Source organism: Humitalea sp. 24SJ18S-53 (assembly GCF_050632385.1).
In the GTDB taxonomy this organism is placed as follows: Bacteria; Pseudomonadota; Alphaproteobacteria; order Acetobacterales; family Acetobacteraceae; genus Humitalea.
Window position 1 is genome coordinate 5,390,574 of the sequence record NZ_CP192599.1, and the last position, 12,885, is coordinate 5,403,458.

At 70.1% G+C, this 12,885-nt stretch carries 8 protein-coding genes; 4 read left to right on the plus strand and 4 right to left on the minus strand.

Going from position 1 to position 12,885, the window contains the following annotated elements:
- Positions 1-2 precede the first annotated feature (2 nt).
- The 4 genes from ACQW02_RS25945 to ACQW02_RS25960 are packed head-to-tail and all read right to left on the minus strand — an operon-like array spanning position 3 to position 4,790.
- Positions 3-1,751 carry a TIGR03016 family PEP-CTERM system-associated outer membrane protein gene (locus ACQW02_RS25945; protein WP_431282808.1) on the minus strand — a complete coding sequence of 583 codons (1,749 nt, stop codon included), beginning with the start codon at positions 1,749-1,751 and terminating at the stop codon, positions 3-5.
- Positions 1,741-2,658, minus strand: a complete 918-nt coding sequence (locus tag ACQW02_RS25950) for a hypothetical protein (protein WP_431282809.1) — start codon at positions 2,656-2,658, stop codon at positions 1,741-1,743. Before ACQW02_RS25950 ends, ACQW02_RS25945 begins: the two co-directional genes overlap by 11 nt.
- Positions 2,655-4,166, minus strand: a complete 1,512-nt coding sequence (locus ACQW02_RS25955; protein ID WP_431282810.1) for an XrtA system polysaccharide chain length determinant — start codon at positions 4,164-4,166, stop codon at positions 2,655-2,657. Before ACQW02_RS25955 ends, ACQW02_RS25950 begins: the two co-directional genes overlap by 4 nt.
- Before the next feature lie 3 nt (positions 4,167-4,169).
- Positions 4,170-4,790, minus strand: coding sequence for an XrtA/PEP-CTERM system exopolysaccharide export protein (locus tag ACQW02_RS25960; RefSeq protein WP_431282811.1), 621 nt, complete (start codon positions 4,788-4,790; stop codon positions 4,170-4,172).
- A gap of 618 nt (positions 4,791-5,408) precedes the next feature.
- On the opposite strand from ACQW02_RS25960, the gene ACQW02_RS25965 reads away from it, so the two are divergent.
- Genes ACQW02_RS25965 through prsT form a run of 4 tightly spaced genes read left to right on the plus strand, consistent with a single transcriptional unit; the run spans position 5,409 to position 12,846 of the window.
- Positions 5,409-6,515, plus strand: a complete 1,107-nt coding sequence (locus ACQW02_RS25965; RefSeq protein ID WP_431282812.1) for an exopolysaccharide biosynthesis polyprenyl glycosylphosphotransferase — start codon at positions 5,409-5,411, stop codon at positions 6,513-6,515.
- Positions 6,516-6,540: 25 nt separating this feature from the next.
- Positions 6,541-8,592 (plus strand): XrtA/PEP-CTERM system histidine kinase PrsK, encoded by a 2,052-nt coding sequence (gene prsK, locus ACQW02_RS25970; protein ID WP_431282813.1) that lies wholly within the window; start codon positions 6,541-6,543, stop codon positions 8,590-8,592.
- The gene (prsR, locus tag ACQW02_RS25975) at positions 8,589-9,995 is read left to right on the plus strand and encodes a PEP-CTERM-box response regulator transcription factor (protein WP_431282814.1); all 1,407 of its coding nucleotides are present in this window, start codon (positions 8,589-8,591) and stop codon (positions 9,993-9,995) included. The genes prsK and prsR overlap by 4 nt, the downstream gene beginning before the upstream one ends.
- 13 nt (positions 9,996-10,008) lie before the next feature.
- Positions 10,009-12,846: an XrtA/PEP-CTERM system TPR-repeat protein PrsT gene (prsT, locus tag ACQW02_RS25980; protein WP_431282815.1), complete on the plus strand. Its 2,838-nt coding sequence runs from the start codon at positions 10,009-10,011 to the stop codon at positions 12,844-12,846.
- Positions 12,847-12,885 lie beyond the last annotated feature (39 nt).

Genomic DNA, 12,885 nt, shown 5'->3' on the forward strand with positions numbered 1-12,885 from the left:
GTTCATTGCACGTCCTCGAATGTCTTGCGCAGGGAAACGAGCACGACGTTCTGCGTCGCCCGTCCGATGCCGTTGTCCTGGTCGTTCAAGGTGGTGATGAATTGCAGCAGGCCGCTCAAGCTCGGCGTCAGTTGATGCACCAGTGACAGGCTGGCGGAGAACAGGTTGCCGCTGCTCTGCCCCGGTGATTCGAAGGTGCCGGCCTGGAGCTGGATGATCGAGGTCGTCGTCTCCGTCAGCTCATGCGCCCAGGACAGGGTGCCGTAGCTGTTGTTCTGCGGGAAGGCCGTGGTGCCGATGGCGGCAGAGACCGGGGTCAGTTCCTGGCGGTACAGCGAGAAGCTGAAGGTATCCCGCGGCCAGACCTGGCTGATCGTCAGGCCGCCCGAACGCACGCGCATCAGGCCGCTTTGCACAGCGGTGAAGGAATTGGCGAAGGGCTGCGCCACCGGCGCGCCCGTCGCGATGTCGATCGGGTTGCCCAGCTCATCCAGTGTCGTCGTCGAAAGCAGGTCCACCGCGGTCTGCGCCGCTGTCGTCAGCGTATCCGAATAATTCGCATAGAGCGTCGTGCGGCCGCCCAGGGCGACAGCAGCCTGCAGGAAGGCCGAATCGACACCGTCGCGATGGCCGTATTTCACGGTGATCTGGCTGTCCGGCGACAGGTTCAGCCGGGTGCCGACGGACCAGACCGGCTCCTCGATGGTATAGCCCGGCGTGCCGGCATAGTTCAGCGATTGGTAGCCGACCTCCACCAGGGCCGCGACCTGACGCGTGATCGCATAGCGGGTTTCGACCGTCGCGATGCGGCGATAGGCGCCGTCGAAGACCCCGGTCCCCGCATAGTCGGTCGAGACCACCCGGCCTTCCATCGCGAAGCGGCCAAAATCCTCACCCGTGCGGGCGACGGCATAGAATTCGTTCCCGGTGAAATCCTGGTTGGTGAAGAAGGTCTGCCCGGTCGGCGTGACCCCACCAGAGCCGTTGCCGCCGATATCCTGCTTCACGTACTGGAATGCATAGCCAACCTGCACCGTGGCGGTGCTGCCGAAGCGATGCACGTAATACGGCGAAACCTGGAAGGTCGTTGTCTGCACCTGGTCGTTGCGGGTCGTCACCGCATTGCCCTGGGGTGCGTAGCCACCGCCCGCGGCCTGCACGGCGGCGGCGCCGCGTATGTCGACGAACACCGCCTCGGGGATCACCGTCGCCAGCAACTGCCCGTTGCCGTTCTGGTTGATGCCGTTCTGGCTGCTGTCGGAGCCATAGGCCTGGAACGTCGGGGAAAGGTTCACGACGCCCTTCAGGCGCGCCGTATCCACCTCGAACAGTAGCCCGGGGGTGACGCTGAAGACCATGTCCGCGCGGCGGTTCGTCGCCGTCAGGTTGATGTTGTCGGTGGCCAGCACCTGGGTGGTGAGGCTGGGCGTCAGGCGCCAGCCGCGCGCCAGGTCATCCGCCGCGGGGGTATCCGTCGAGTAGGGGAAGCCAAGCGCACCGATCCGCAACCCCGAGGGACGCACCCCCGCAATCGTCGGTTCGGCGCCCACGGTGCCGCCCTGCGCGCCACCTGTCCCCGTCCCCGTCCCCGTCCCGGGTGCGGGTGCGGCGACAGCGCTACCGCCCGGCACCGTTGCCTGCGTCGGCATCGGGACCTGGGCCATGGCCGTTGGACTGATGACCGGTAAACTTGCGCCCAGCGCCGCCCCCAGGCCCGCGATGCGCAGCACGGCGTGGGCATCACGTGTCATGCGGGGCCTCATAGTTGCCGTAAGCGCCAAAGGTGTCGTTCGCCGTAAGCCGCACGCGGTTCAGCAGCAGTTGCAGCACGGGACAGGCATCGATCATGTCCAGGGCTGCCTCGACCTCGTTGCGCTGGGTTCGTTCGGCATCGACGACCAGCACGACCTGGCCGGCGACGGCGGCCAAGGCGGTCGGCTCGCTGGTCGAAAGGCAGGGCGGGGTGTCCAGCACCACGATGTGGTCCGGCAGCGACCCCGCCAGGCGCAGCACCGCGGCGGCCATGCTGGCCCCCGACGGCAGGTCCGGCTGCCCCGGAAGGGAGGCGCCATAGGGCAGGATGTGCAGGCGCTCGATCGCCGTCGGCAAGGGCGTTGCCGCCCGGCGGTTGCCGACATCCTGCGCCAGGGCCCGCAGCCCCATTTCCGTGGGCACCCCCAGGGTGTGGCTGATCCCGCCCAGGCGCCCGTCGGCATCGACCAGCACGACATGGCGCGTGCTGCTGATCGCGATGCTGGCGGCCAGGTTCAGCGAGGTGAAGGTCTTGCCTTCATTCGGCATGGCGCTGGTGACCAGGACGATGCGCCCGCGTGGGCCCAGCCCCGATGCCGCGTCCTTGATCGTCCGCACGACCTGGTGCTGGACGATCGTCATCTCCTCCCACCGGCGGCTGCGCTGCGGGCCATCCGGGCTGTGGATCAGCCCGGCTTCCACCAGCGTGGCACGGCTGATCACCGGGGGGGGCGGTGCCGCCGGCGCAGCGGCGGGGGCCGGGGCCGGGCGTTCAGGGCCAGGGCGTTCGGCCGCCCGTTCGGGCGCGATTGCCGGCGGCGGCGCGGCCATCGGCGTGCCCGGCCCGCCAAGCATCTCCGCGGCACGCTCCACCAGGTGCGTGCGGCGGTTCAACGGGGCGCTCATGCCACCATCAGTCGAAGCAGCATGCCGGGCACGCCGGCCAGCACCGCGCCAAAGCCCACGAACAGCATCGCGACGCCGCCCGCGAAGCCAAAGCCCTGTGCCACGCGCGGCGGGGACTTGGGCGCCGAAACCGCGCCCAGGACCGGCAGACCCAGGGCGCGCAGGTCATGCACCGAGTAGAAGGTGCGATCCAGCCGCACCAGCAGCAAGGCGACCGCGAAGCCCGCACCGATTCCCGCGACCAGCACGCCGGCCGCGAGCAGCGGACGGTTCGGGGCGACGGGCGCGCTTGGTATGGTCGCCGGGTCGATCACTTCCAGCTTCACCCGGTCGGAATTCGTCCGTGCCGCCCCGGCGATCTGGATCGATTCCCGGCGTGCGAGCAATTCTTCGTAGTTGCGGCGCAACACCGTGTAGTCGCGGTCCAGGTTGAGGAATTGCGCCTGCACCTCCGGCTCGCTGCGCGCGACGGCGTCGAGCCGGGTGATCTCGGCGCGTGCGTCGCGATCCTGCCGCTCCAGCGAGGAGATCTGGGCCAGCACATCCACCAGCCGGACCCGCAGTTGTTCAAGTTCGGGGTTTTGCCGGGCCGCGCGGGGGGCGGACGCGGCGCGCGGCGCCGGGCCCGGGCCGCTGGTGCGCATCCGGGCGATGGCGGCGCGTGCGGCCACGACCTCCGGATGCTGGTCGGTGTAGCGCAGGCGCAAATCGCGCAATGCGCGTTCGGCATCGGCCAGGCGTGGATCGCCGCCACCCCCGCCGCCAACCTCCGGCGCGGGCTGGGCCGAGGCCACGTCGATCTGCTGCTGGGTCAGGTCGCGGCGCATGCGGGCGTCCTGCAATTCACCCTGCACCTGCGCGAGCCGCGTCCGCGCCTGTTCAAGCCTGGAATTTCCGCCCAGGGCGTCGGATGGCAGCAGGTCCACGTAGCGTGCCTGGAATTCCGCGCGGCGACGTTCCGCCTGGCGCAACTGGACTTCGTAGGTGGCGATCTGCTGGCCGATGAAGGTGCGTGCGCTGGCCATCTGCTGCCGGTCGGTGGCGACCGCGGCTTCCATGAACAGCGTCAGCATCGTCTGCACCACGTCGCGCGCGACGCGGGGGTGGGTGTCGCGGTAGTCGATGGTGAACAGGTTGCGGGTCTGCGGCGTGATGCGGATGTCCCGCGTCAGCCGGGTGACCAGCAGGTCGCGCTCCGCCGGGGTCGAGACCCGCTGTTCGAGGTCGGTGCGGTCGATGACCTTTTCCAGGTTCGGCCGGCTCAGCAGCGTGCGCTGCAGCACCTCCACCTGGCCGGCGGGGGAGCTTTCGACCGCGATGCCGCGCAGCAAGGTGGCTAGGATGGCGTCCGCGTCAGCGTAGATCCGCGCGCTGGATTCGTATTTGTTGGGAATCAACTGGATGCCGATCCAGCCGATGACGCAGACGACCCAGGCGGCCAGCAGCGCCTTCCAGCGCTGCCGCCAACCGGCGGAGCCGTAGCGCCGCACCAGGGCATTCAGCTGCATGGCTCAGAACCAGCCCTGCGGGATGACGAGCGTATCGCCGGGGCGCAGCGCGATATCCTGCGTGACATCACCGCCGCGCATCAGGTCGCCGAGGCGCACGGGGATCGCGGCCGAGGTCCCACCCTCACGCCGGATGATCGACGCGCGGTTGCCGGCTGCATAGCGTGTCATGCCCCGTGCCCCGATCATGACATCCATGACGGTCATCCCCTCCCGATAGGGCATGGCCATCGGCATCGCCGCTTCGCCGATGACGCGAATCTGGCGCTCTGGTGGCCCTTGGAAAGATCGTACCATGACGGTGACGTTCGGTTCGATCACATAGGCGCGCAGTCGCTCCTCTATCCGCTTGGCGAGTTCGGTCGGCGTGGCGCCCGCGGCGACCACATCCGGCGCCAGCGGCAGGGTCAGGCGCCCATCCGGCCGGATGGGCAGGTCGGCTGCGCTCAATTCCGGCGCGCGATAGACGAAGACGGTGACGGTATCGCCAGGCCCCAACACATAGTCCGGCGCGGCGCCATTCGCCGGGTCGGCGACCGCCACCGGATCGGCCGTCGTGACGGGTGCGGCGACAGGCGTGGCGCCCGGGCCGGCGCATGCCGCCAGGGCCCCCGACAGGGCCACGGCACAAATCATTGAAACGGCTGCTTGTGGGAAGCGGACCATGTGGGTGCCTCATGTCGTTCTGCGGCCCAACACGTTGGTGTTCGTCTGCCCACCACCGCACCAGCATTACCGCGTCCTACTGATCGTCAGATTAGCGGACAGACTAAAAACATCAACGAAATCATGAAGCAAACATCTGACATCCGACGCGATGATCTCTCGTGTGATGCAAATTTTGATGAAAATTTGCAGGATAATTTGAATACTCGACATTTTGTCGTCTAATAAACGTCGTTGTTTCATTTTTTCGTGGAATGATAAATATAATTCCTATTCTTTCGACGGATCGGATTCTATAAGCCTCTCCATGGAGAGCGTCGGTGGACACCGTGGGAGGGTCGAATGACAAATGTGTTCGGCCATAGCGTAAGATCCGATCTGCTTCTCATGTATATATGTGAAGCATTCGCCGTTTTCCTGGCAGTATACGGCATCATGGCCTGGGGGATGCCGCAGGGAACGTCAATAAATCTGGTTCAGGCCGGCATGGTCGCGGCGATCCTGGCATTATGCTCCGGCTTGGTTTCGGCCGCGAGCGGATTGTACCAGCCGTCCTGCACCGCCCTGGCATCGCGCATGTTCATGGGGGCCGCGGTCGCGGCGGTGCTGCTGACACTGATCGCCTGGGTCATCCTGCGGGCCTTTCCCGTGACGGACGCGCCGGGTGCGTCGACTGTCGAGCTCGGCCAGATCCTGCTGGGCTGGCTATGTGCCATCACTGTCGCGCGATTTGCCTGTGTCGGGGCGACGCGGGCCGGGCTGGTGCGCCGACGCATCCTGGTGTTCGGCGACGACGCCTGGCCCCCCGGACCCGAGGCTGGGCGGCTGGAGCCCTTCGAGATCGTGCATTTGCCGATCGGCGCGATGACCCTGACCGATGCGCTGCGACCCGACCGGTTGCGTGCCGGGCGGATCTGCGCCGTGGTTGCGGCCGACCCGTCGGCGCTGGCGCCCTCGCTGCGCCAGCATTGCCTGGACGCGGGCGTGCGCGTGCTGACGGAAGACGAGCTGCTGGAATGCCGCCTTGGCCGCGTGGCAACCGACCGGCTGCCTGGCGACTGGCTGCGCACGGCACGCGGGACGCAGGAGGGGGCGGCCCAGGCCGTGCTGCGCCGGGCCTTCGATATCTCGGTCGGCCTGGCGCTTATTCTGCTGACGCTGCCGGTCACGATGGTCGCGGCGCTGGCGATCCGCTTCGACAACCCGGGCCCCGTCTTCTACCGGCAGGAGCGCTGCGGGAAGGATGGTCGCGTCTTCACCCTGTTCAAGTTCCGCAGCATGACCGTCGATGCGGAATGCGGCGGGGTGCCGGTCTGGGCGGTGCGCAGGGATCCGCGCGTGACCCGTGTCGGCCGTTTCATCCGCCTGACGCGGATCGACGAATTGCCGCAGATCCTGAATGTGCTGCGCGGCGACATGTCGATCATCGGGCCACGGCCGGAACGGCCTGGCTTCGTCGCCGAACTCGGCCGCGTCATCCCGCATTACGACGACCGCGCCTGCGTGCGGCCGGGCATCACCGGCTGGGCGCAGGTCAACTACCCCTACGGCGCCTCGGTCGAAGATGCGCGCATGAAGCTTGCCTATGACCTCTATTATGTTCGCAACCGCAGCTTCTTCCTCGACCTGCTGATCCTGGTCGCCACCGTCCGGGTCGTGCTGTTCCAGGAGGGCGCGCGGTGACCCGCCGTTCGCCAGGCGGGCGCGCGTGACCTTCGTCACCTCCACCTTCCTGCACGCGGGCTGCGCCGCCATCTGCGCGACCTGGGCGGTGCTGGTGCTCTGCGCCGGGCGTAGCCGGACGGCACTGCTACTGGCCGCCACCCTGGCGATCACGGCGGTCTGGGCCGGGGCGGTCGCCTTCGCGCCGGATGCGCCGCTGGATGGCGTCGCGGGGCTGTTGGAGGTGACGCGCAGCGCCGCCTGGTTCGCGGCCCTGCTGGTGCTCTACCGGCGCGTGGCGGGCGCGGCGAACGCGCCATTGGTGCGGCGTTTCGCTTGGGCCGGGATCGCCGTGACCGCGCTTGCGCTGGCCAACATCCAGCCGGGCATGGAGGCGGCGCTGACGCTGCCGACGCTGGGTTCGCCGGTCGTGCTTGCCAGGCTCGGCATCGGGCTGCTGGTCGTGCTGCTGGCCGAGAACCTGTACCGCGTGGCGCCCGAGGCGGCGCGCTGGCACATCATCCTGCCCTGTATCGCGCTCGGCGGGCTCGCGGCCTTCGACCTGCTGCTTTACGCCGATGCCGCGCTGTCGGGCGCCTTCTCGCCAGGGATGATCGATGCGCGCGCCATCGTGACGGCGGTGGCCGCGCCCTTGCTGGCGATCGCCGCGGTGCGCGACCGGCGGTCGCGGCGCGATCCGCCGGTGTCGCGGCAATTGGTGTTCCACGGCACCACCTTGATGGTGGCGGGGACCTTCCTGCTCGGCGTCGGGGCGGTCGGCGAGGCGTTGCGCCATCTCGACGATCCCTGGGCGCAGGCGCTGCAGATCGGGCTGGCGGCGGGGGCCGTCATGGCGCTCGCGGTTGCCGGCACGGCGCGTTCGGCGCGGTCGTGGCTGCGGCGCCTGCTGGTCGATCACTTCTTCATCGCGCGCTACGACTACCGCCGCGAATGGCTGCGCTGCGTCGCCACGCTTTCGGACCATGGCAGCGACACGCCGGCCGATGTCCGCGCCATCCGCGCCATCGCCGATGCGGCGGACAGCCCGGCCGGGCTGCTGCTGATGCGTGACCCCGATGGCACGGCGCTGCGCTGGGCCGGCGCCTGGAACGGGCCGACCGACATGATGGAACTGGCCGAGGACCATGCGATGGTCGCGGCCTTGCACGCCGGCGAATGGGTGGCCCAGCCTGGCCCGGGGGAGCTGGCGGATCTGCGTGCCTCCTTCCCTGAACTATGGATCATCGTGCCGCTGACGCATCACCGGGACGGGCTTTTGGGCGCGGTGCTGCTGGCCCGCCCGCGCGCCCCCTTCGTGCTGGACGGCGAAGTCTTCGCGCTGCTGCGGACGCTGGGGCGCGAAGTCGCCATGTTCCTGGCCGAACGGCGTAACGCCGAACGGCTGACCGACCAGGAACGGCTGGCAGCCTATGCCCGCCGCTTCGCCTTCGTCGCGCATGACGTGAAGACCTTGGCCGCCCAGTTGCGGATGCTCTCCGCGAATGCCGCGGCGCATATCGCGGATCCCGACTTCCAGCGCGACATGTTGATCACGCTGGGCGCCGCCAGCGAACGCATCGACACGCTGATCTCCCGCCTGCGTGGCCCGGAGGATCGTGCGGCCGATGCCCCCACGATCGAACCCCTGGCCCGCTTGCGCAGCCTGGCCGCCGGCCGCCACCCGGCCGTGGCGGTCGAGGATGACGGCCAGCCCCCCTGCCTGATCCCGATGGCGCCGGACGCTTTTGACGCCGCGGTCACGCATCTGCTGGACAATGCCATGGAAGCCTCCGCCCCCGGAGAGCAGGTCAACGTCTGCTTGCGCCATGATGGACCGAAGGTCGTGGTGGACATACGCGACGGCGGCAAAGGCATGACCGCCGATTTCATTCGCGATGCCTTGTTCCGCCCGCTTGCCACCACGCGACCGGACGGCAATGGCATCGGCGCCTGGCAGGCGCGCGCCTTGTTGCGCGCGGCGGGCGGTGAGGTGACGGCGGTCAGTGCACCAGGCCGCGGCACGACGATGCGACTGACACTTCCGGCCATCCGCCCGCGGGACGACGTGGGCCGCCGAGCCGTGGGGGCGGAGCCATGAGCAAGCCAAAACTGTTGATCGTGGAAGACGATCCCGGGCTCTGCGCCCAGTATCGTTGGGCCTTTCCCGAATGCCGCGTGCTGATCGCCAACGACAGCGCCCAGGCGCGCCTGTTGGCGGCCAAGGAGCGACCGGCGGCGACGTTGCTGGACCTCGGCCTGCCACCGGATGAAGAAGGCGTGAGCGAGGGCTTCGCGACCCTGGAAGCGCTGCGCGTGCTGTGCCCCGGCATGCCGGTCGTGGTGGTCAGCGGGCAAGGTCAACGCGAACATACGCTGCGGGCGATCAGCCTCGGTGCCTATGATTTCTGCGAGAAGCCGGTCGATGTCGCGGTGCTGCGCACCATCATCGACCGCGCGCTGCGCTTGCGCCAGTTGGAGGAAGAGAACCAGCGCCTGGCGTCGATGCCGCGCGCCAGTCCGATCCGCAACATCATCACCGCCGACGAGACGATGCTGAAGCTGTGCCGCACGGTGGAGCGGCTGGCGCAGGTCTCCGTCCCCGTCCTGTTGCTGGGCGAAAGCGGCACCGGCAAGGAAGCCCTGGCACGCGCGCTGCACGATCTGGGTCCGCGTTCGCAGGGGGCCTTTGTCGCGATCAATTGCGCGGCCATTCCGGAAGCCTTGCTGGAAAGCGAGTTGTTCGGCCATGAACGCGGCGCCTTCACGGGGGCTGTTCGACAGGTCGCGGGGCGGATCGAATCCGCCAGCGGCGGCACGCTGTTCCTCGACGAGGTCGGCGATTTGCCGCCGTCGCTCCAGGCCAAGCTGCTGCGCTTCCTGCAGGAGCAGGTGATCGAGCGTGTGGGCGGCCGGGTGCCGATCCGCGTCGATGTGCGGGTCGTCTCGGCGACCAACCAGCCGCTGGAAAGCCAGGCCGAGGAGGGCCGGTTCCGTGCCGACCTGTTGTACCGGCTGAACTCGCTGACCGTGCGCGTGCCGCCGCTGCGCGAACGCGGCGATGACAGTCTTCTGCTGTCGCGCTGGTTCCTCGCGCGCTATGCGCAGGATCTGGGCCGGCGGTTGCGTGGGTTCGATCCTTCGGCGACGCAGGCGATCATGAACCATCCCTGGCCCGGCAATGTGCGTGAACTCGGCAACCGCATGCAGCGCGCGGCGCTGATGGCGGACGGTCCGTTGATCACCGCGGCCGATCTTGAGCTGGCCGTGTCGTCGCCGACGCCGGACACCGACCTGGACCTGCGATCCGCGCGCATGCGCGCCGAACGCGCCGCCATCGAACGTGCCCTGGCGCGCAGCAATGGCAGCCTTTCGGTCGCATCCCGCTTGCTCGGCATCAGCCGTCCGACGATCTACGCGCTGCTGCATACCCATGGCATGGCGGCTGGCCGCATCGGTTCCGATGCCGGGTCGCAGAACCAGACACCATCGAAGCCCGAATGATGGGAGCCCCGAGATGACCAGCACACGCCGGCCCTTTGTGCGGCCTTCCTTGCCGACTGGGCTGCTGCCCGCAGCGCGAACCACCCTGTTGCTCGCGGGGTTGATCGGCGGGCTTGGCATGGCCGATGCCCATGCGGCCGCCCCCGACCGGGCGCGGGCGGCACTGGCGCGCGGTGACCTGCGCGCGGCGCAGATCGAATGGCGCAACGCCGTGCGGGAAGACCCGGCCTCGGCCGAGGTGCGGGCGGCGCTGGCCGCCGCCAGCCTTGAGATCGGCGACGGGGAAACCGCGGAGCGCGAAGCGCGCGCGGCGATGGAACGCGGCTACGACGCCGCTGCCGGCACGTCGCTGCTGGTGCGTGCCTTCCTGGTCTCGGGCCGCTTCGACGGGCTGCTGGAGGCTTTCCCGACCCCCGTGCCGGAAACCCCCGCCGGCGGCCAGGCCGCGGCGGGCCGCGCCGTCGCGCTGCTGGCCCTGGGCCAGGTCGAGCCGGCGCGGGAGGCGGCGGCGACCGCGCAGCGCCTGGCGCCTGGCGCCACCGAACCCGACCTGGCGGCGGCCCAGGTGGCTGTCGCCCTGCGCGATCGCGCAACGGCGGATGCCCTGATCGACGGGGTGCTGGCGCGTGCGCCGGACACGGTCGACGCCATCCTGCGCAAGGGCGCCGTCCTGTATGAACAGCGCGACATTCCCGCGGCGGTGGCGATGTTCAACCGCGCCATCGCCCTGGTGCCCGGGCATCTGGCGGCGCGGCTGCGCCGGGCGGAGGCGCTGATGGCCCTGGGCGATACCGCCGCCGCCAAGACGGATATCGATGCCGTGCTGGCCACGGTGCCGAACATGGCACCGGGGCTGTACCTGCGCGCCAGGCTGCTGGCTGGGAATGATGACTGGGCCGGCGCCGATGCCGCCCTGCAACGCATGGGGCCGGCCGTCGGCAACTTCAACGACGGCTACCTGCTGCTGGCCGCGGCGCGGCGCGCGCTTGGGCAGGCAGCGCAGGCCGAGGATGCCGCGCAACGGCATTTCGCCCGCTTTCCCGCCGATCCGCGCGGCGCGAAGATGCTCGCCACCTTCGCGATGGAAGCGAACCGCCCGGGCGACGCGCTGGTCGCCCTGACCCGCCTGTACGAACGCGGCGGCGCGGATGCCGAGGCACTGGACATGCTGGGCCGGCTGCATGCCGCCGCCGGGCGACGGGCGGAGGCGCTGTCGGCCCTGCAGCAGGCGGCCGCGCTGGCGCCGGACGATGCCGCCATCCTGGCGCGCCTGGCCGCGGCACGGCTGGCCGCGGGGGATGTCGCCGGCACCTCGGCTGCGGCCACGGATGCGCTGCGGCGCGACCCGGCGCGGACCGGTGCGCGTGAGATGCTGGCCTTCACCGCGATGGCCCGCGGCGACCAGGCGACCGCCGCTGCCGAACTGGACCGGCTGGACCCGGCGGCACGGCGGGGTGAGGCCGCTGGCGTGATCGATGGCACGCTGCGGGTCATGCGGATGGAGCTGGCGTCGGCGAAGACCATCTTCCAGGCCGTCCTGCGCGATCATCCCAATTCGGTCGTGGCCCGGCTGGGCCTGGCCCGCGTGGCCTGGATCGAGGGCGACCAGCCGGACATGGAGCGCCTGCTGGCCGAGGTGCTGCGCCTGGACCCGGCCAATGCCGAAGCCGCGTCGCAGCTTGGCAACGTCAGCCAGCCGGGTGCGCCCCGCGCGGCCGAGGCGCGCGCCGTGCTGCAGGCGGCCCAGGCCGCCGCGCCGGGTGAGGTCGGGCTCGCCATGACCCTGGCCAGCGTGCTGCTGCGCAGCGGCGACCCCGCCGCGGCCGCACGGCTGCTGGCGACCGCGCCGCTGCGCGACAACCCCAACCCCATGCTGCGCATGGCCCGTACCGAGGCGCATGCGGCGGCCGGCGAATGGGCCGAGGCCGAGGCGGCGGCCCGCCTGGCCCTGGCCGAGATGCCCGATTCCACCCAGGCGCGCCGGCAACTGGCGGGGTTGATGCTCCGCGCCGGCGACATGGCCGGCGCCCAGGCGCTGATCCTGCAGGGCCTGCGGAACCAGCCGGGTGATGCATCGCTGCAACAGGCCCTGGTGCGGCTGGCGACGGATCAGCGCGGCGTGGACGCGGGGCTTGAACAGGCCGACCGCCTGGCCGCGGTGCAGGCGGCGCTGCCGGCGGCACGGGTGCTGCGCGGCGACCTGCTGGTGGCGGTGAACCGGCACGAAGAAGCGGCGCGTGCCTTCGCGGCGGCCCAGGCCGAAGCGCCATCGGGCATCCTCGCGCTGCGCCTGACGCGTGCCTTGATGGCCGCCGGCAAGCGGGACGAGGCGACCGCCGCGCTGCGCGCCTGGGTGGCGCGCGAGCCGACGGATGACGCGGCGCAGGTGCTGCTCTCGCAGCTCGACATCGAGGCCGGGCGGATGGGGGATGCCGAGGCCCGGCTGAACGATGTCGTGGCGCGCCGGCCGGACAATGCCGTGGCGTTGAACAACCTGGCCTGGCTGGTCGGCCAGAATGCCGATGCGCCGAACCTGGGCCGGGCGCAGGCGCTGGCTGAGCGGGCCTACTTCCTGGCCCCCAGCGCCGACACCGCCGATACGCTGGGCTGGATCCTGGCGCGCGATGGCAAAGCGCAGCAGGCCGTGCCGCTGCTGCGCCAGGCGGTGTCGGGGCAGCCGGCGAACCAGCCCGACCTGAATGCCGCCTATCACCTGGCTTTCGCACTGAAGGCCAGCGGTGCGCGGGATGAGGCCCTGGCGGTGCTCAGCGCGGCCCTGGCGCCCGCGACGCCTTTCGCCGAACGGGCGGGGGCGGAGCGGCTGCTGGCCGACCTGCGCGCCGGCCGCTGAACCGGCCGATGCGCGACGCAGCCTTCTTTTGGGCCGGTC